The sequence below is a fragment of the Pseudomonas sp. LBUM1663 genome (genome assembly GCF_059695905.1).
The window spans coordinates 5,575,913-5,595,219 of sequence record NZ_CP166792.1; the positions used below are offsets into that span (position 1 = coordinate 5,575,913).

A 19,307-nucleotide genomic window follows, 5' to 3' on the forward strand; every position below is an offset into this window, starting at 1 on the left:
CATGCAGCAAGAGTTTAACGATCCGCTCTGGCGCACGGTGCTGTCTGGCGCACAGATGCTGTTCGTGGCCTTCGGCGCCCTGGTGTTGATGCCGCTGATTACCGGCCTCGACCCGAACGTGGCGCTGTTTACCGCCGGCCTGGGGACGATTCTGTTCCAGATCGTCACCGGGCGTCAGGTGCCGGTGTTCCTGGCGTCGAGCTTTGCCTTCATCACCCCGATCATTCTCGCCAAGGGCCAGTTCGGCCTCGCAGCGACCATGGGCGGCGTAATGGCGGCGGGTTTCGTCTACACCTTCCTCGGCCTGGCCGTGAAGATCAAAGGCACCGGTTTCATCGACCGCCTGCTGCCACCGGTGGTGATTGGTCCGGTGATCATCTCCATCGGCCTGGCCATGGCGCCGATTGCCGCCAACATGGCGATGGGCAAGGCTGGCGACGGGACCGAGCTGATTCATTACCAGACCGCCATGCTGATTTCGATGCCGGCGCTGCTCACCACCCTGATCGTCGCAGTGTTCGGTAAAGGCATTTTCCGCCTGGTGCCGATCATTTCCGGCGTGCTGGTAGGTTTTGCCATGGCGTTCTACTTTGGCGTCGTCGATACCGCGAAGATTGCCGCGGCACCGTGGTTTGCGATTCCGCACTTCACCGCGCCGGAGTTCAACTGGCAGGCGATTCTGTTCATCGTTCCGGTAGCCCTGGCGCCGGCCATCGAGCATATCGGCGGGGTCATTGCCGTCGGCAGCGTGACCGGCCGCGATTACCTGAAGAAGCCCGGCCTGCACCGCACCCTGCTCGGCGATGGCATTGCCACCACTGCAGCCGGACTGTTTGGCGGCCCACCCAACACCACCTACGCCGAAGTGACGGGCGCGGTGATGCTGACCAAAAACTACAACCCGAAAATCATGACCTGGGCGGCGATCTTTGCCATCAGCCTGGCGTTCGTCGGCAAGTTCGGCGCACTCCTGCAAAGCATCCCGGTGCCGGTGATGGGCGGGATTCTGTGCCTGTTGTTTGGTTCGATCGCTGCGGTGGGGATGAACACGCTGATTCGTCACAAGATCGACCTGGGTGAGGCGCGCAATCTGGTGATTGTGTCGGTGACACTGGTGTTCGGGATTGGCGGTGTGCTGGTCGGCACCGGCACCGGCCCCGACGACTTCGGCCTCAAAGGCATCGCGCTGTGCGCGGTGGTGGCGATCGGGCTGAATCTGCTGCTGCCGGGCAATGACAGCTGGAAGCACAAGAAGGCGGATGAGCCGTTGCTCTAAACGTTGATGCGTCCCTGTGGCGAGGGAGCTCGCTCCCGCTTGAGTGCGCAGCACTCACAAAATCTTCGTCGACTGCGAGAATTTTGGGGCCGCTTCGCGACCCAGCGGGAGCAAGCTCCCTCGCCACAGTTGTGTTCTTACAGGGCTATCGGTGCTCGTTCGCACAAGTCGCTCAACGCCCGCGCCCACTGCGGATCATCGTTGAGGCACGGCACCAGCACCAATTCCTCGCCCCCCGCCTCGCGGAACAATTCCTTCCCACGATCACCGATTTCCTCAAGCGTCTCGATGCAATCGGCAACAAACGCCGGGCACATCACTAGCACCTTCTTCACGCCCATCCCGGCCAATTCATCGAGGCGCGCCTCGGTGTAGGGTTCGATCCATTTCGCCCGGCCCAGACGCGACTGGAACGACACTGACCACTTGCCATCCGCCAGCCCCATGCGCTTGGCAAACTCCGACGCCGTGCGCAGGCATTGCGCGCGATAGCAGGTCGCCAATACTTCTGGCGAAGCGTTCTGGCAGCAATTATCGCCTTTGAAGCAATGGTGACCGGTAGGGTCGATCTTGGTCAGGTGCCGCTCCGGCAAACCGTGGAAGCTCAGCAACAGGTGATCGTAATCCTGCTGCAAATGCGGCTTGGCACTGGCCACCAGGGCATCGAGGTATTCCGGTTGATCGTAGAACGGCTGGAGAATCGAGAGCTGCACATCGAGGTTCTTCTCGCGCAGCACCCGCTTGGCTTCTTCGATCACGGTGGTCACGGTGCTGTCGGCGAACTGCGGATAAAGCGGCGCGAGGGTGATGTTTTTGTGGCCCTGGGCCGCCAGCTGGACCAGTTTCGTCTCAATCGACGGCTCGCCGTAACGCATCGCCAGCTCTACCGGCCCGTGGCTCCAATGGGCAGTCATGGCCTGCTGCAGGCGACGGCTGAGCACCACCAGCGGCGAGCCCTCCTCCCACCAGATCGACGCGTAGGCGTGGGCGGACTGCTCCGGACGCTTGATCAGGATCAGCGACACCAACAAGCGTCGCACCGGCCATGGCAGGTCGATCACGTAGGGATCCATCAGAAATTGATTGAGGTAACTGCGCACATCCGCCACCGACGTGGAGGCAGGTGAACCCAGGTTGACCAGAAGCAATGCGTGATCGGTCATGCAACGTCCTATTTCAAAGGCGGCTGGACAGGTCGTCCAGGGCCGCGCGCAAATCGGTGAACTGGAAAGTGAAACCTGCTTCCAGCAAGCGCGCCGGTACGGCCTTCTGGCCGCCCAGCAACAAGAGTGACAACTCGCCCAGGCACACTTTCAAGGCCAGGGCCGGCATCGGCATGAACGCCGGGCGGTGCAGCACGCCGCCCAATGTCTTGGCGAACTCGCTGTTGCGCACCGGTTTAGGCGCGCAGGCATTATATGGACCGCTCGCGTCATTGCGATGCAGAAGAAAATCAATCAGGGCGATTTGATCGTTGATATGAATCCAGGGCATCCACTGCCGACCACTGCCCAACGGCCCGCCCAGCCCCAGTTTGAATGGCAGCAACAGCCGCGACAAAAAGCCGCCGTCGGCAGACAGCACCAAACCGGTTCGAATCAGAATCACCCGAATACCCATGGCCTCGGCACGCTGGGCGGTTTCTTCCCAGGCAATGCACAACTGACTGGCGAAATCATCAATGGATGGAGGAGACGATTCAGTCAGCTCCCGTTCGCCACTGTCGCCATACCAGCCAATGGCGGACCCCGAGATCAACACCTGCGGTTTCTGCTCACGGCTTTCGAGCCAGGCCAGCAAGGTTTCGGTCAGGGTGATGCGACTGCTCCAGAGCAAGGCTTTGCGTCTGGTGGTCCACGGCCGGTCGGCAATGGGTGCGCCCGCCAGATTGATAATCGCGTCAACCGGTTCTTGCCCGAGGTCTTCGAGCAACGCGATGCCGCGACCCTGGGCACCGCAGATTTTCGCGACTTTTTCCGGTGTGCGGCTCAAGACAGTCAGGCGATGTCCCTGGCTCAACCAGTGTCGGCAGAGTTGACGTCCTATCAAACCAGTACCGCCGGTCAGCAATATGTGCATGACTTCTTCCTCGCGTGGCGTTTTACCCTGATCACTAGTCTATTTTTATAAGCAGGGATCTTTGATATCGGGCAGTGTCTGTGTTTAACAATAGGCCAAGCTGTCAGATCGAGAACGCTAAAAGTTATACCAAAAAACAATATTGTACAGGTTTAAACCACGGCGTAGTCTGTACAGAAAGGTAAACGAGGCCCCTATGACTGTACCTATCGCAATCATCGGCACCGGCATCGCCGGGCTCTCAGCCGCCCAGGCCCTGACAGAAGTCGGGCACATCGTTCAACTTTTCGATAAAAGTCGCGGCAGTGGCGGACGCATGTCGAGCAAGCGCAGCGATGCGGGTGCTCTGGACATGGGCGCGCAGTATTTCACTGCCCGCGACCGTCGCTTCGTCACCGAGGTCCAGCGTTGGCAATCCAACGGCTGGGTCGCCGAGTGGACGCCGCAGCTCTACACCTTCCAAGGCGGCCAGCTCAACCTGTCGCCGGACGAACAGACACGCTGGGTCGGAACACCGCGCATGAGCGCTATCACTCGCGGCCTGCTCGGCGACCTGGAAGTGCATTTCGCTTGCCGGATCACCGAGGTGTATCGCGGTGAAGAACACTGGCACCTGCAAGACGCCGAGGGCTTCACCCATGGTCCGTTCAGTCACGTGGTGATCGCTACGCCGGCGCCTCAAGCCACGGCATTGCTGGCCTCCGCGCCGAAACTCGCCGGGGCCGCCGCCGGGGTGAAAATGGAGCCGACCTGGGCGGTGGCGCTGGCATTCGATACGCCGCTGGATACCCCCATGGAAGGTTGCTTCGTGCAGGACAGCCCGCTCGACTGGCTGGCGCGCAACCGCAGCAAACCCGGGCGCGACAACACCCTGGACACGTGGGTGCTGCATGCAACCAGCGCCTGGAGCCGGCAACATATCGACCTGCCCAAAGAGGCGGTGATCGAACAACTGCACGGTGCGTTTGCCGAGCTGTTGCACAGCGCCATGCCCGCCCCGACTTTCAGCCTCGCCCACCGCTGGCTCTACGCGCGCCCCGCCAGCAGTCACGAATGGGGCGCTCTGGCCGATGCCGATCTGGGCTTGTATGTGTGTGGCGACTGGTGCTTGTCCGGGCGTGTCGAAGGCGCCTGGCTCAGTGGCCAGGAAGCAGCACGACGGTTGCATGAGCACTTACAGTGAATAGAATCAATCCGAGTAAATTGCTGCTGTCGAAATGGACAGCAGCCCACCCGCAAAACCGCGAAAAACATTTTCTGGTGACCGAGCTGTTCCGGGATGAAGAAGGCACGGTGCTGGACGTCGAGTTGCAGGCGGTGCTGACCCAACGCAGTGAGCGTCTCCCATGGCAGTCGCTGAAAGATAGCGACGGCTGGATACTCGGCTGGAAATAGATCCTGTGGGAGATCCAGTGGGAGCGAGCCTGCTCGCGAATGCGGTGTGTCAGCCCCCCATGGATCGCCTGATCCACCGCTATCGCGAGCAGGCTCGCTCCCACAAGGGAATGCATTCCTCTCGAAAACCTATACAAACAATTTGACTTGTACACCTTTGAATCTATGATGAAGATAAAGTTGTACAGAGCTACCACTCTGTACAGGTCTGGATTCGAGGTGTTCCGATGCATGTACAGCCAGCGACTCTACCGAAAATCGCCATCAGCGCCTGCTTGATGGGCGCGGAAGTGCGTTTTAACGGCGGGCACAAGGAATCGCGCCTGTGCAGCCGAACCCTCACCGACTATTTCGAGTTCGTACCGGTGTGCCCGGAAGTCGCCATTGGCCTGGGCATTCCTCGCGAACCGATCCGCCTGATCGGCGACCCCGAACATCCCGAAGCGGTCGGCACCGTCAACCGCGAGACCAACGTCACCGCGCCGCTCGCCGAGTACGGTCAGAAAATGGCTGCGGAGCTGGACGATATCTGCGGCTACATCTTCATGCAGAAATCCCCTTCCTGCGGGCTCGAGCGGGTCAAGGTCTACCAGGCCAACGGGTCGCCGGTGGACGGAGGTGGGCGCGGCATCTTCGCCCAGGCCTTCTGCGCCCTGCACCCCGACTTGCCGGTAGAAGAGGATGGCCGTCTCAACGACCCGGTGTTGCGCGAAAACTTCCTCACCCGCGTGTTCGCCTACAGCGCCTGGCAGCAATTATTGCGAGAGGGGGTGACACGACGCGGCCTCACGGACTTTCACTCGCGCTACAAATACCTGCTGATGGCCCATAACCCGGTGCAATACAAAACCCTGGGCAACCTGCTGGGCAACATGGGCCAGACCGATCCTGCGGAACTCGGCCCGCGTTATTTCAGCGAGCTGATGGCGGCATTGAAAAAATGCGCCACGCGCCGCACCCACACCAACGTCCTGCAGCACATCAGCGGTTATCTCAAGCAAGTCATCAGCCCTGAAGACAAGCAGGAAATGCAGCACGTCATCGGCCAGTACCGACACGGCATCGTGCCGCTGGTGGTGCCTCTGACGCTGCTCAAACACTATTTCCGCCAACACCCGGATCCGTATATCGCGCAGCAGGTTTACCTTCAGCCGCACCCGGAAAACCTCAGCCTGCGAAACGCAATCTAATGAAAAGCCCAATCGACACCAGTGCCAGCGAAGACCTCGGCGCCGACTTCAAGAAAGCCCTGGACGAAGGCTGGCTGCCGATTCGCGAAGTGGCGCGCCAGACCGGCGTGAACGCCGTGACCCTGCGTGCCTGGGAACGACGCTACGGGCTGATCGTGCCCCAGCGCACGCCCAAGGGGCATCGCCTGTTCTCTGCCGAACATGTGCAACGGATTTTGACCATCCTTACCTGGCTCAATCGCGGCGTGGCCGTCAGTCAGGTCAAGCAACTGCTCGACACGCCACAGGCCTTTACCGAAACAGTCGAAAACGATTGGCAAGTGCTGGGCCAAACGCTGCTCCAAGCGGTGACCCAACTCAATGAACGCACGCTGGATGACACCGTCAATCAAGCCATGGCGCTGTATCCACCGCGCACCTTGTGCGAACAACTGCTGATGCCGTTGCTGGCGGAACTGGAACAACGCTGGCAGGGCCAGTTCGGCGCGCAGATGGAACGGGTGTTTTTCTTTTCCTGGCTGCGCAGCAAATTCGGCGCACGCATCTACCATAACAACCGTCAGTTACGCTCCGCGCCATTGTTGTTGATCAACCATTCAGACCTGCCACTGGAACCGTGCCTGTGGCTGACCGCGTGGTTGATCAGCAGCGCCGATTGCCCGGTGGAAGTGTTCGACTGGCCGCTGCCGGCGGGCGAACTCGCGCTGGCGGTCGATCACCTGCAAGCCCGCGGCGTACTGCTGTATTCCAGCAAAGCGATGAATCTTTCGCAGCTGCCGAAACTTTTGAATGGCGTCAGTTGCCCAAAAATAATTGCCGGGCCAACGGTATGCATTCACCACGCCGAGCTGTCCGCAAAAACGTCCGAGAGTGTTGATTTGTTCCTGGCTGAAGACCCGCTCTCGGCTCAGCAGGAACTGGTCAAGCGTGGGCTTATTTAATGGACACTTCCATGCAATTGATCTGGTTGCGTAGCGACTTGCGCCTGCACGACAACACCGCCCTCTCGGCTGCCGCCGCTCGCGGCCCGACGGTGGCCGTGTACCTGTTAAGCCCGGCGCAATGGCTGGAACACGATGACGCGCCGTGCAAAGTGGATTTCTGGCTGCGCAATCTGGGTGAACTGAGCTACGCCCTGGGCGAACTGAACATTCCCCTTTTGGTTCGCCACGCCCCTCGCTGGGATGAAGCGCCGAAAGTTCTGCTCAATCTGTGTCAGCATTTGAACGTGGAGGCGGTGCACGTCAACGAGGAATACGGGGTTCATGAAAGCCGTCGCGATACGGCGGTCGCCGAAACGCTGAAGGCCCACGGCATCGACTTGTATAGCTACCTCGATCAACTGCTGTTCAAACCGGGCACCGTGCTGACCAAGACCGGTACTTACTTTCAGGTCTTCAGTCAGTTTCGCAAAGTCTGTTACGAACGTCTGCACCGCTCTCTTCCGGGGCGGGTGCCAGTACCGGCGGTACAGGGTCCGCTGCCCATCAGCAGTGACGACATTCCTTCGAGCATTGAAGGGTTCGAAACGCCCAGTGACAGCCTGCGCACGCTCTGGCCAGCCGGCGAAACAGAAGCCAGCCGCCGTCTCGACACCTTCGCCGACGCACACATCGACTACTACAAAAGCGAGCGCGACTTCCCGGCCAAACCCGGCACCAGCCAGCTTTCGGCTTATCTCGCCGCCGGAGTGATTTCCCCACGCCAGTGTTTGCACGCCGCCCTGCACAGCAATCAAGGCGAGTTCGAAAGCGGCAAGGTGGGCGCGGTCACCTGGATCAACGAGTTGCTGTGGCGCGAGTTCTACAAACACATTCTGGTGGGCTACCCACGGGTCTCGCGTCACCGCGCCTTCCGCCCGGAGACCGAAGCCCTGGCCTGGCGCGACGCCCCGGAAGAACTGCTGGCCTGGCAGCAAGCCCGTACCGGCCTGCCGATCATCGACGCGGCGATGCGCCAATTGCTCGAAACCGGCTGGATGCACAACCGCTTGCGCATGGTGGTAGCGATGTTCCTGACCAAGAACCTGCTGATCGACTGGCGCGAAGGCGAACGCTTTTTCATGCGCCATTTGATAGACGGCGACCTGGCGGCGAACAACGGTGGCTGGCAGTGGAGTGCGTCCACGGGCACTGACTCGGCCCCTTATTTCCGTATTTTCAATCCGCTGAGCCAGTCGGAGAAATTCGACGCCGAAGGCGTGTTCATCAAGCACTGGTTGCCGCAACTGGCCGGGCTGAACAAAAAAGACGTGCACAACCCGGCGAACCTCGGCGGCCTGTTCGGCGTGGCGGATTATCCATCGCCGATCGTCAACCTGAGCACTTCACGCCAGCGAGCCTTGGCTGCGTTCAAGAATCTGCCATCGCGACAAGAAGCGGGAGGCGCTCATGAGTGATTTCCTGCGGCGTTTTGCCCGGCAGTTCGCGCAATTGAACAAAGACAATTTACAACGCCTCGATGAGCTCTACGCCGAAGACGTGCACTTCACCGACCCGCTGCACGAAGTGCAAGGGCTCGGACAGTTGCGCGGCTATTTCACCGAGCTCTACGCCAACGTCACCGAGCTGCGTTTTGATTTTCATGGCTTCGACCAGATCGGTGAAGGCGAAGGGTATCTGCGCTGGGTCATGAGCTACCGCCATCCGCGCCTGAGCGGCGGCCAGCTGATTCACGTCGACGGCTGCTCGCACCTGCTCTGGCGGGACAAGGTTTATCGCCACCGGGATTACTTCGATGCCGGGGCACTGCTTTACGAACATTTACCCGTATTGGGTCGGGCGATTTCGTGGCTGAAAAGGAGAATGGGATGAGCCTTACACCTCCACGGCGATATTGGTTGACAGGCGCCAGCAGCGGCATCGGCGCCTCGCTGGCCGAAGAAATACTGAAAACCGGTGCCCACCTGGCGGTGAGTTCGCGCTCCCACGCGGTTTTGAAAGTCTTGTCCCTGCGTTATCCCGGGCAAGTGCTGGTGGTGCCTGGCGATCTGACCGACAGTCAGACGGTGCGCGAAATCGGCGAAAAAATCGCTCATGAATGGGGCTCTCTGGACACGGTCATCCTCAATGCCGGCACCTGCGAATACGTCGACGTCAAACAGTTCGATGCGTCGATCGTCGAGCACGTGGTGCGCACCAATCTGCTCGCGAGCGCCTATTGCATCGAGGCCGCTTTGCCCCTGCTACGCAAGGGCACGGCGCCGCATCTGGTGGGCGTCGCCAGTTCGGTGACCTACCTGCCGCTGCCACGGGCCGAAGCCTACGGCGCGTCGAAGGCCGGGCTGCGTTACCTGTTCGAATCCCTGCGCATTGACCTTGCGCCGGAAGGCATCGACGTCACGGTGGTCAGCCCGGGGTTTGTCGAGACCCCGCTGACGGCAAAAAACGATTTCCCGATGCCGCTCAGTTGGCCGGTGGCTAAGGCAGCCCGGCACATCTTCGCCAAACTCAAAAACCGTCCCCTGGAGATCGCCTTTCCGGGACTGTTCATGGCTGCTCTCTGGCCGCTGTCGAAAATGCCCAATTGCGTGAAACTGGCCATCGGCAAACGCATGGTGCGTAGCAGCCCACCGATCCGGGATGTGCCGTGAACATCGCCATCATCGGCAGCGGAATTTCAGGGCTGACCAGCGCCTACCTGCTCAATCGCAGGCACGAGATCACCCTGTTCGAGGCCAGCGACTGGATCGGCGGGCACACCCACACCGTGGACGTGACCGTGGATGACCAGCACTACGCCGTGGACACCGGTTTCATTGTGTTCAACGACTGGACCTACCCGAATTTCATTCGCCTGCTCGGCCAGATCGGCGTGGGGTCGAAACCGACTGAAATGAGTTTTTCAGTGACGGATCCAGACTCGGGCCTGGAATACAACGGCAATAACCTCAACAGCCTGTTCGCCCAACGGCGAAATCTGTTGTCACCTGGCTTCTGGGGCATGTTGCGCGACATCCAGCGTTTCAACAAAGAGGCGCAGCGTGACCTGGCCGAGGGTCGGATCGCCGCCGACACCACGTTGGACGACTATCTGAAAAACGGCCGCTATGGCGAGCGGTTCATCCTGCATTACATCGTGCCGATGGGCGCAGCGATCTGGTCGATGTCCATGGCTGACATGCTCAGTTTCCCGCTGCAATCCTTCGTCAGGTTTTTCAAGAATCACGGCTTGTTGTCCATCAGCAATCGCCCGCAATGGCGGGTGATCGAAGGCGGCTCGAGTGCTTACATCGAGCCATTGACGGCGACCTTCAAAGAGAAGATCCGTCGCGACTGCCCGGTAACCCGGGTCGAGCGCGATGAGGAAGGCGTCGTTATCCACAGCGCAGCCGGCAGCGAGCGATTCGACAAAGTGGTGTTTGCCTGCCACAGCGATCAGGCCCTGAAACTGCTGGCCAGGCCGAGCGATACCGAACAATCGATCCTCAGCGCCCTGCCCTACGCCGACAACGAAGTGGTGCTGCACACCGACACACGACTGCTGCCCACCCGAGAACTCGCGTGGGCCAGCTGGAATTACCGCCTCGGTGGCCCGGGCCACACACGCGCCGCCGTCACCTACGACATGAATATCCTGCAAGGCATCCAGAGCGACACCACGTTCTGCGTCAGCCTTAACCAGAGCGCTGGCATCGACCCGAGCAAAGTGCTCGCCAGATTCACTTACGCCCATCCGCAATTCAGCCTGGCAGCCGTCGCCGCACAAAGCCGTTGGGAGGAACTGGACGGCGTGCAACACACTTATTACTGCGGCGCCTATTGGGCCAACGGTTTTCATGAGGACGGCGTGGTCAGCGCGTTGCGCGTTGCTCGCTCGTTTGGTGAAGTGTTGTGAACAGCGCCCTCTACAGCGGCTGGATCGCCCATCGGCGGTTCGCCCCAAAGCCTCATGCCTTCCGTTACCGGATCGGTCTGTTGTACCTGGACCTCGACGAACAGGAGGCCGTGCTCGACCTGTCGCCGTTCTCGGGCAACAGTCGCTTCGCAGCGTTCTCGTTTCGCGAGAGCGATTACCTCAAGGCCTATACCGGCAGCGGCATGCGCCTGATTGACGCGGTGCGCCAGCTCGTCGGCGAGGCCATCGGTCATGCGCCCCAAGGTTCGATCTGCCTGCTGACCCAGCCGCGCAGTTGGGGCGTGTCGTTCAACCCGGTGAGTTTTTTCTACTGCCATGAGGCTGACGGGCAACTGGCGGCGATTCTTTGCGAAGTCACCAACACCCCGTGGCGCGAGCGTCATCACTATGTATTGCCGGCCAAGGCCCCGGTGAATCTGGGCGATTTCCATCAACATTTCGCGGTGGCAAAGGCGTTCCACGTCTCGCCGTTTTTGCCGATGGACCTGGAATACCGCATGAGCTTCAGCCCCGCCGCGAAAAAGCTCGGCGTGCACATGGCGGACTGGCAGGGCGAACTGAAACTGTTCGACGCCACGCTCAACCTGAAACGCGAAGCTCTGGATCGCGCCAGCCTGCACCGTTACTTGCGGCGTTTTCCATGGATGACGGCGAAAACCTGCCTGGCGATCTATTGGCAGGCCCTGCGCCTGCTGCTCAAGCGCGCACCGATATTTGCTCATCAGGCTGCCGATGGCAGCGTTCAAACCGCCATCGTTCCTCCCAAGGATCACCATCATGAAATCCTCTAGCGCCTCGGCCAAAGTCAATCTGCTCAGCACCAACGGCCTGACCGGATCGTTGCTGCGCCGTGGTGTACTGCGGCAACTGACGCAGCTCAAACATGGACAATTGGTGGTCGTCGAAAACGGCGAACGGCATGTCTTCGGAACCGCAGGCAGCCCATTAATCGGGGAGATCCATATCCTCGACGCGGCCGCGTGGGGACTGGTGGCGGGTAACGGCTCGATTGGCGCTGGCGAAGCGTTTATCCACGGCTATTGGAGTTCGCCGGACCTGACCGCGGTGGTTCGCGTGTTCGTCAGTAACCTTGAGGTGCTGGATGCGCTGGAAGGTGGCCTGGCGAAACTCGGCCGCCCCTTCGTTCAAGCGCTGCACTGGCTCAATCGAAACACTCGCAAAGGTTCGCAGAAAAACATCGCTGCCCACTACGACCTGGGCAACGACCTGTTCGAACAGTTTCTCGACCCCACCATGATGTATTCCGCTGCGCAGTTCCTGTCGGACGAAGACAGCCTGGAACAGGCACAGTTGAACAAGCTGGAACGGATCTGCCAGAAACTCGCGTTGAAACCCAGCGATCATTTGCTGGAAATCGGCACCGGCTGGGGCAGCATGGCGCTTTACGCGGCGCAGCATTACGGCTGTAAGGTCACCACCACCACGCTATCAAAAGAACAGTACGCCTTCACTGCCCAACGCATCGAAGCCCTTGGCCTGCAAGACCAGGTCACGCTGCTGCTCAAGGATTACCGCGACCTCACCGGGCAGTTCGACAAACTGGTGTCGATCGAGATGATCGAAGCCGTTGGCCACCGCTTCCTGCCGGTCTATTTCAAACAATGCGCGCAGTTGCTCAAAAGCAACGGCTTGATGCTGTTGCAGGCGATCACCATCCGCGAACAGCGCTACGAACAGGCCAAGGGCAGCGTCGATTTCATTCAGCGTTACATTTTTCCTGGCGGCGCCCTGCCCTGTGTGCAGAAGATGCTGGAAGTCATCGGCCGCGACACCGACATGAATTTGCTGCACATGGAGGATTTCGGCCTGCACTACGCCCGAACCCTGCGCCTGTGGCATGAGAATTTTCGCCGAGCCCAGGGGCGCTTGAGCGAGCTGGGCTACGACGATTATTTCCTGCGGTTGTGGGAGTTTTATCTGTGCTACTGCGAAGGGGGATTTCTGGAGCGCACCATCGGCACCGCGCAAATGCTGCTGGCCAAACCGTCGGCGATGCCCGCGCCGCTGCTGGGTCGCTTCGATGCGTGAGCGTTTGGCCAATGCCGCACTGTTTCAGCTCGGCTGGTTTGCCTGTGTGATGGGCGGCAACAGTGTGTGGTTGTTAGTGGCGCTGGCGGCGCTGGTGATTCATCTGCTGTGGATAAGTCGCTGGGCTGATGAAGGACGCCTGATCCTCAGCGTTGTACTGCTGGGCACCACCGTCGACAGTTCGTTGCGCTGGCTTGGGGTGTTCAACTTTGCCGACGTCGCGCCCTTGATCCCGCTGTGGCTGATGCTGTTGTGGGCATTACTGGCAACCACCTTGCGCCACTGCCTGCAATGGACCGCCAACCCTTGGTGGCTCGGCAGCCTGCTGGGCGCCGTGGGTGGGCCGTTGTCGTATTACGCCGGTGGACAACTGGCCGGCGTGCAGTTTCCTTACGGTCAGGTGCCCACGCTGCTGGGCATCGGCCTGCTCTGGGCCGTGCTGTTTCCCACCCTGCATTTCATGGCTCAACGTCTGGCGACGGACATCGCGGTCAAGCGTCCGTCAGGCCTTTAACACAGCCAGGGCACACTGCCTTACACTGCCCGCCATGAAAACCATTCCCCACACGCAAATCACCGAACCGGCCGTCACGTGCTCGACCTGCGCAGCTTGCTGCTGCCAGCTCGAAGTCATGCTGATCACCGACACGGGAGTGCCTGAACGTTTTATCGATACCGATGATTGGGGCGGGGAAGTCATGCTGCGTCTGGATGACGGCTGGTGCGCTGCGCTGGATCGCAACAGCATGATGTGCACCATCTACGAAAAACGTCCGCTGATCTGCCGGGAGTTCGAGATGGGCGCACCGGAATGCATCGATGAGCGCCAGGGGATTAGCACGGTGTATCGCTGAATTTGAAGTCGACGCAGATCCAATGTGGGAGCGAGCTTGCTCGCGATTGCGGTCTGCCATTCAGTAACAGTGTTGACTGACAGGCAGCCATCGCGAGCAGGCTCGCTCCCACATTTAAAGTAGCGAGTCTTAGAGCGGCATCGTGTAGTGCAGCGCGTAACTTTCTACACCGTCGTTCGGGCTACTGATCCCGGCATTGGAATAGTGCGTCGCACGAATGCCGACTTCATGTCCGCCGGTAAAGCGCAGGCCAAAGCCGAACCGGTCTTCAAACTGAAAGGCACTACCGAGTTGATTGTTTTCAACTTCGGTATTGGCGAACGCCGCGATGCCAACGCCGAGTTCCACATAGGGCTTGACGCTCTGACCGGCAAACTCGTAAACCAACACCGGCGAGAACGACAGGCTGTGGTTGCTGGAGGTCTTGTCGCCGTCCCAGTAGGTATAAGCGCCGCTCCAGTACCCGGTCAAACGACCGATATCACTCTGCAGCCAGCTCTTGTCCCAATCGAATTGCACGCCCAGTCGATAGGTCATGGTTGAATCGCTGGTCTGGCCGACTGCGAACTCCACACCTGCTGCCTGTGCAGTAAAACTGTGCCCCATTAGTGCGGCCGCAATCGCGGCCAAGCAGAATAGTCGCTTCATTAGAAACATCCTTTTCCGAACGATTTCGTAAGGTTTTTTTGTTGCTCACCGCTATAGAAGTCGACGCTTAATCAGAAGTTCAGCCCAATTATTCGTTTGCCCCCGGTTTTTGTTTACCCCTTGAAGCTTCGCACAACACCCGCGGTATTCCACAAGATCGGCAAGATATTTCTGAAATGTTCTGGATCGGCACTCGTCCAGAACTGCGCAGCACGTGCGGGGCCCCCGGCGAGCAATTCACGCTCGGCCAACAGGCGCTGAAGTTGCCGCGCTACAGCGGCGCCAGTGTCGATCAAGCTGATGTCATCGGGGATCATCTGCTTAAGCAATGGCTTTAGGAAGGGATAATGCGTGCAGCCGAGAATTATTGTGTCGCACCCGGCACCGAGCAGCGGTCCGACGTACCCGGCCAGCAACTGACGCAATGCCTCACTGTGCAGATCGCCGTTTTCAATCAGCTCTACCAGGCCGGGGCACGGCTGAGTGATGACGCGTACATCGGTGGCGAAACGATCGAGCAACGCCGCGAACTTGGCGCTCTGCAACGTGCCGGTGGTGGCGAGTACGCCGACCACACCACTGCGGGTGGCGGCTGCGGCGGGTTTGACGGCGGGCTCCATGCCGACGATGGGCCACTCAGGGTAATCGCGCCGCAAGTCCGCAACACCGGCGACGGTCGCCGTGTTGCAGGCCAGCACCAAGGCCTTCGCGCCCTGCTGCTGAAAAAATTCGGCCATCACGCTGCAACGTTGCTGGATGAACTCAGGGGTTTTCTCGCCGTAGGGAATATTCCCGCAATCGGCGACGTACAGCAGAGACTCGTTAGGCAGCAGACGCTGGATCTCGGCCAGCACCGAAAGCCCACCGACGCCGGAGTCGAACACGCCGATCGGCGCTTCACGCATGTTTCGAACCACAGACGCTGCAGCCCGGATCACGCTTGACCCGCAATTCACGGAAGCGCGAGCCCAGGGCATCGATCAGCAACAGACGCCCTACCAACGGCTCACCAAAACCCACCAGCAGTTTCAGGGCTTCCAGCGCCTGGAGGCTACCCACCAGCCCAACCAGTGGACCGACAACGCCGGCCTCACTGCAGGTCAATTCGGCTTCGCTGCCGTGACCGTATAAACAGTGGTAGCACGGGCTTTCCGGGCGTCGCGGGTCGAACACCGACAATTGCCCTTCGAGGCGAATCGCCGCGCCGCTGACCAGCGGTTTGCCGGCGGCAACGCACGCCGCGTTGACCGCTTCACGGGTCGAGAAATTGTCGGAACAGTCCAGCACCAGATCCACAGCAGCCACGGCGGCGGCCAGGGAGTCCTCGTCCAGCGCGGTGCGATGGGCGATCAATTGAATCTGCGGATTGATCGCGCTGAGACGGCGAATCGCCGAATCGACCTTGCTCAAGCCGACGCTGTCAGTGTCGTGAACGATCTGGCGTTGCAGGTTGGTCAGGTCGACGGTGTCGAAATCCGCCAGGTGCAATTCGCCGACACCGGCCGCGGCCAGATACAGCGCAACCGGTGAGCCGAGACCGCCGAGGCCGACGATCAACACGCGGCTTTCTTTCAGTCGCAACTGGCCGTCGATGTCGACGTGTTGCAACAGAATCTGCCGACTGTAGCGCAACAATTCCTGATCATTCAGCACGGCAGGCGCCCCAGGCTGATACGTTCGTGACCGCCCAGATCGGTGCGGCTGTGGACTTTTTCAAAGCCGCGGCTCAGCAGCAAGTCGCACACGGCTTCAGCTTGATCGTAACCGTGTTCGAGCATCAGCCAGCCACCCGCTTCCAGATAATCCGGCGCCTGGGCGACGATCAGGCGCAGATCGTCGAGCCCGTCGACGCCAGCCACCAGGGCGCTGGCCGGTTCGAAACGCACATCGCCTTCCACCAGATGCGGGTCGGCGGAGGCGATGTACGGCGGGTTGCTGATGATCAATTGAAAACGCTGGCCTTCCAGGGCGCTGAACCAATGGCTGCTCAGCACGGTGGCGTTGTTCAAGTGCAAGCGCTGACGATTGCGTTCGGCCAGCGCCACGGCCTCAAGTACGCGATCCACTGCTGTGACTTTCCACGCCGGACGCTCGCTGGCCAAAGCCAGGGCAATAGCGCCGCTGCCGGTGCCAAGATCGAGCACTTGGGCCGGAGTGGCCGGCAGCAATTCCAGCGCCGCTTCCACCAGCAATTCGGTATCCGGGCGCGGGATCAGCGTGTGCGGCGCGACTTCCAGATCAAGCTTCCAGAACCCTTGCTGCCCCAGAATGTAGGCCACCGGCTCGCCACCACGACGACGTTGCAGGTACTCGGCAAACTTCAGCGCCGCTTCGCTCGGCACAATGCGTTCCGGCCAGGTGTGCAGAAAACTGCGGGACTTGCCCAAGGCCGCGGCCAGCAATAATTCGGCATCCAGACGCGCCGTGGGCGAGTCGGGCAAATCGGCGGCGCGCAACAAACTGGCAATGATCGTCATTTACTCACCTATCGCTGCCAATTGATCGGCCTGGAACTCGGCCAGTAACGGTTCGATCACCGCCTCGACGCCGCCCGCGAGGATTTCATCGAGGGAATACAGCGTCAGGTTGACGCGGTGGTCGGTGACCCGGCCCTGGGCAAAGTTGTAGGTGCGGATGCGCTCGGAGCGATCACCCGAACCGACCAGCAATTTACGCTCGGTGGCGATGGCGTTCGCGGCGGCGCTGGTCTGCTGATCGTTGAGCTTGGCCGACAGCCAGGACATCGCCCGGGCGCGGTTCTTGTGCTGGGAACGTTCTTCCTGGCATTCGACGACGATACCGGACGGCAAGTGCGTGATGCGGATCGCCGAGTCGGTCTTGTTGACGTGCTGGCCGCCGGCACCTGAGGAACGGTAGGTATCGACCCGCAGATCCGCCGGGTTGATCTCGATCGTTTCCTGCTCATCCGGCTCGGGCAACACCGCCACGGTGCAGGCCGAGGTGTGGATGCGACCTTGGGATTCGGTGGCCGGAACCCGTTGCACGCGGTGCGCGCCGGATTCGAACTTCAGTTTGCCGTAGACGTTTTCGCCTTCAACCCGGGCGATGACTTCTTTATAGCCGCCATGCTCGCCGATGTTCTCGGAGAGGATTTCCACCCGCCAGCCGCGACGCTCGGCGTAACGCGAATACATGCGGAAGAGGTCGCCGGCGAAAATCGCCGCCTCGTCACCGCCGGTGCCGGCACGGATTTCGAGAAACACGTTGCGCCCGTCATTCGGGTCCTTGGGCAGCAACATGCGTTGCAGGCTGGCTTCGATCTCGATCAGTTGCTCTTTGGCTTCGCGAACTTCTTCCACGGCCATTTCGCGCATGTCCGGGTCGCTGTCCTTGAGCAGTGCCTGGGCACCTTCGAGGTCGCCTTGCACTTTGAGCAGCTGTTTATAGGTGGCCACAATCGGTTCGACTTCCGCGTATTCCTTGGAATAGGTGCGGAATTTGTTCTGATCGGAAATGACTTCGCCATCGCCAAGCAGGGCGGTCAATTCCTCGAAACGGTCCTGGAGGATGTCCAGCTTATTGAGCAGTGACGCTTTCATTGCGGTTTCTTATCCGAAAAGCTATCCGATGAGCCCTCATTCAGGGCAAAGAGTTCCTGGGCCATGGCCAGCGCATCGAGGCGGCCTTCGGCAGAAAGCTTTTTCAACTGCACACTCGGGGCGTGCAAGAGTTTGTTGGTCAGGCCTCGCGCCAATTGCACCAGCACCTCTTCGGCGCTGCTGCCGTTGGCCAGCATGCGCTGGGCCTTCTGCAATTCTTCGTCGCGCATGCGCTCGCTTTGTTGGCGATAGGCCTTGAGCACATCCACCGCCGCCAGCTCACGCAGACGGACCATGAAATCTTCGGCGCCGACCGAGACCATCTCTTCCGCCGCCTGGGCAGCGCCCTGCCGGCTCTTGAGGTTCTCGGCGACCACTTCGTGGAGATCGTCAACGCTATAGAGGTAAACGTCGTCCAACTCGCCGACTTCCGGCTCGATATCCCGAGGAACGGCGATGTCTACCATGAAGATCGGTTTGTGCTTGCGCAGTTTCAAGGCGCTTTCCACGGCACCTTTGCCCAGGATCGGCAACTGGCTGGCGGTGGAACTGATCACGATGTCGCTGCGCACCAGCTCTGCCGGGATGTCCGAGAGCAAAACGGCATGGGCGCCAAACTGCTCGGCGAGGATGCTCGCGCGTTCCAGTGTACGGTTGGCGACCACGATGCGCTTCACACCCAGTTCATGCAGATGACGGGCGACCAGGGTGATGGTCTCGCCAGCGCCAATCAGCAAGGCCTGGCTGCGCTGCAAATCGCTGAAAATCTGTTTCGCCAGGCTGACCGCGGCAAACGCCACGGACACCGGGTTCTCGCCGATGGCGGTGTCGGTGCGCACTTGCTTGGCCGCATTGAACGTCGCTTGAAACAAACGCCCGAGCAGCGGACCGATGGTGCCGGCCTCACGCGCCACGGCGTAGGCCGATTTCATCTGACCGAGAATCTGCGGTTCGCCCAACACCAGCGAATCGAGCCCGGAGGCCACCCGCATCATGTGACGAACTGCCGCATCATCTTCGTGCACATAAGCGCTCGCGCGCAGCTCTTCGAGGCTCAAATGATGATAATCGGCCAGCCAGCGCAAGATGATGTCAGCCGAAAGGTGATCCTGTTCTATATAGAGTTCACTGCGATTGCAGGTGGAGAGGATCGCAGCTTCGCGGCTGTCGGTCAGTCGGCAGAGCTGCTGCAAGGCCTCCACCAGCTGCTCAGGGGTAAAGGCCACGCGCTCGCGGACGTCTACTGAAGCAGTCTTGTGGTTGATACCGAGTGCAAGGAAGGCCATTCAAGGTCGCTGATGGTGACGTGAAGCCGGCAATTGTCCTACTTCGACAGAGCCAGAACAACTACCGCTGACTATTGTCCCAATGACCTGCCTCTATAAAGGCATCCATCGAG

At 60.2% G+C, this 19,307-nt stretch carries 21 protein-coding genes; 13 read left to right on the plus strand and 8 right to left on the minus strand.

Features of this window, described 5'->3' with window-relative positions; all coding sequences use genetic code 11:
- Position 1: 1 nt before the first annotated feature.
- Complete coding sequence (locus tag ACA075_RS25480) at positions 2 to 1,276, plus strand: uracil-xanthine permease family protein (protein WP_131059474.1); 1,275 nt, start codon at positions 2 to 4, stop codon at positions 1,274 to 1,276.
- A gap of 137 nt (positions 1,277 to 1,413) precedes the next feature.
- Here ACA075_RS25480 and hemH read toward each other — a convergent pair whose 3' ends face one another.
- Complete coding sequence (hemH, locus tag ACA075_RS25485) at positions 1,414 to 2,439, minus strand: ferrochelatase (RefSeq protein WP_497296090.1); 1,026 nt, start codon at positions 2,437 to 2,439, stop codon at positions 1,414 to 1,416.
- Between the two features lie 13 nt (positions 2,440 to 2,452).
- On the minus strand, positions 2,453 to 3,355 hold the full coding sequence (locus tag ACA075_RS25490; RefSeq protein WP_497296091.1) for a TIGR01777 family oxidoreductase: 903 nt from the start codon (positions 3,353 to 3,355) through the stop codon (positions 2,453 to 2,455).
- 196 nt (positions 3,356 to 3,551) lie between these two features.
- Here ACA075_RS25490 and ACA075_RS25495 point away from each other — a divergent pair, with 196 nt between their 5' ends.
- The 12 genes from ACA075_RS25495 to ACA075_RS25550 all read left to right on the plus strand — a co-directional run bounded on the left by ACA075_RS25495 (position 3,552) and on the right by ACA075_RS25550 (position 13,700).
- Entirely contained in the window at positions 3,552 to 4,538 is a 987-nt protein-coding gene (locus ACA075_RS25495; protein ID WP_497296092.1) for an NAD(P)/FAD-dependent oxidoreductase, read from the plus strand.
- On the plus strand, positions 4,535 to 4,750 hold the full coding sequence (locus ACA075_RS25500) for a TIGR02450 family Trp-rich protein (protein WP_094470682.1): 216 nt from the start codon (positions 4,535 to 4,537) through the stop codon (positions 4,748 to 4,750). Before ACA075_RS25495 ends, ACA075_RS25500 begins: the two co-directional genes overlap by 4 nt.
- 227 nt (positions 4,751 to 4,977) lie before the next feature.
- Positions 4,978 to 5,940 (plus strand): YbgA family protein, encoded by a 963-nt coding sequence (locus ACA075_RS25505; RefSeq protein ID WP_497296093.1) that lies wholly within the window; start codon positions 4,978 to 4,980, stop codon positions 5,938 to 5,940.
- Positions 5,940 to 6,881, plus strand: coding sequence for a MerR family transcriptional regulator (locus ACA075_RS25510; RefSeq protein WP_497296094.1), 942 nt, complete (start codon positions 5,940 to 5,942; stop codon positions 6,879 to 6,881). Before ACA075_RS25505 ends, ACA075_RS25510 begins: the two co-directional genes overlap by 1 nt.
- Positions 6,882 to 6,892: 11 nt before the next feature.
- Positions 6,893 to 8,338 carry a deoxyribodipyrimidine photo-lyase gene (phrB, locus tag ACA075_RS25515; protein WP_497296095.1) on the plus strand — a complete coding sequence of 482 codons (1,446 nt, stop codon included), beginning with the start codon at positions 6,893 to 6,895 and terminating at the stop codon, positions 8,336 to 8,338.
- Positions 8,331 to 8,753, plus strand: coding sequence for a nuclear transport factor 2 family protein (locus tag ACA075_RS25520; RefSeq protein ID WP_497296096.1), 423 nt, complete (start codon positions 8,331 to 8,333; stop codon positions 8,751 to 8,753). The genes phrB and ACA075_RS25520 overlap by 8 nt, the downstream gene beginning before the upstream one ends.
- The gene (locus ACA075_RS25525) at positions 8,750 to 9,532 is read left to right on the plus strand and encodes an SDR family NAD(P)-dependent oxidoreductase (protein WP_497296097.1); all 783 of its coding nucleotides are present in this window, start codon (positions 8,750 to 8,752) and stop codon (positions 9,530 to 9,532) included. Before ACA075_RS25520 ends, ACA075_RS25525 begins: the two co-directional genes overlap by 4 nt.
- Positions 9,529 to 10,776 (plus strand): NAD(P)/FAD-dependent oxidoreductase, encoded by a 1,248-nt coding sequence (locus ACA075_RS25530; protein ID WP_497296098.1) that lies wholly within the window; start codon positions 9,529 to 9,531, stop codon positions 10,774 to 10,776. Before ACA075_RS25525 ends, ACA075_RS25530 begins: the two co-directional genes overlap by 4 nt.
- Complete coding sequence (locus ACA075_RS25535) at positions 10,773 to 11,588, plus strand: DUF1365 domain-containing protein (protein WP_497296099.1); 816 nt, start codon at positions 10,773 to 10,775, stop codon at positions 11,586 to 11,588. The genes ACA075_RS25530 and ACA075_RS25535 overlap by 4 nt, the downstream gene beginning before the upstream one ends.
- A complete protein-coding gene (locus tag ACA075_RS25540; protein ID WP_497296100.1) occupies positions 11,575 to 12,846 on the plus strand; it encodes a class I SAM-dependent methyltransferase in 1,272 nt (423 codons plus the stop codon). The genes ACA075_RS25535 and ACA075_RS25540 overlap by 14 nt, the downstream gene beginning before the upstream one ends.
- Positions 12,839 to 13,360 carry a DUF2878 domain-containing protein gene (locus ACA075_RS25545; protein ID WP_497296101.1) on the plus strand — a complete coding sequence of 174 codons (522 nt, stop codon included), beginning with the start codon at positions 12,839 to 12,841 and terminating at the stop codon, positions 13,358 to 13,360. The genes ACA075_RS25540 and ACA075_RS25545 overlap by 8 nt, the downstream gene beginning before the upstream one ends.
- A 34-nt stretch (positions 13,361 to 13,394) precedes the next feature.
- Positions 13,395 to 13,700 (plus strand): YkgJ family cysteine cluster protein, encoded by a 306-nt coding sequence (locus ACA075_RS25550; RefSeq protein WP_497296102.1) that lies wholly within the window; start codon positions 13,395 to 13,397, stop codon positions 13,698 to 13,700.
- A gap of 129 nt (positions 13,701 to 13,829) precedes the next feature.
- On the opposite strand, the gene ACA075_RS25555 is transcribed toward ACA075_RS25550, so the two are convergent.
- From ACA075_RS25555 to hemA, 6 genes are all read right to left on the minus strand, one after another.
- The gene (locus tag ACA075_RS25555; RefSeq protein ID WP_497296103.1) at positions 13,830 to 14,348 is read right to left on the minus strand and encodes an acyloxyacyl hydrolase; all 519 of its coding nucleotides are present in this window, start codon (positions 14,346 to 14,348) and stop codon (positions 13,830 to 13,832) included.
- Between the two features lie 113 nt (positions 14,349 to 14,461).
- On the minus strand, positions 14,462 to 15,253 hold the full coding sequence (gene murI, locus ACA075_RS25560) for a glutamate racemase (protein WP_497296104.1): 792 nt from the start codon (positions 15,251 to 15,253) through the stop codon (positions 14,462 to 14,464).
- Entirely contained in the window at positions 15,246 to 16,001 is a 756-nt protein-coding gene (locus ACA075_RS25565; RefSeq protein ID WP_497296105.1) for a molybdopterin-synthase adenylyltransferase MoeB, read from the minus strand. Before ACA075_RS25565 ends, murI begins: the two co-directional genes overlap by 8 nt.
- Complete coding sequence (gene prmC, locus ACA075_RS25570) at positions 15,995 to 16,825, minus strand: peptide chain release factor N(5)-glutamine methyltransferase (RefSeq protein WP_497296106.1); 831 nt, start codon at positions 16,823 to 16,825, stop codon at positions 15,995 to 15,997. Before prmC ends, ACA075_RS25565 begins: the two co-directional genes overlap by 7 nt.
- Complete coding sequence (prfA, locus tag ACA075_RS25575; RefSeq protein ID WP_497296107.1) at positions 16,826 to 17,908, minus strand: peptide chain release factor 1; 1,083 nt, start codon at positions 17,906 to 17,908, stop codon at positions 16,826 to 16,828.
- The gene (gene hemA, locus ACA075_RS25580; protein WP_145310069.1) at positions 17,905 to 19,194 is read right to left on the minus strand and encodes a glutamyl-tRNA reductase; all 1,290 of its coding nucleotides are present in this window, start codon (positions 19,192 to 19,194) and stop codon (positions 17,905 to 17,907) included. Before hemA ends, prfA begins: the two co-directional genes overlap by 4 nt.
- Positions 19,195 to 19,307 lie beyond the last annotated feature (113 nt).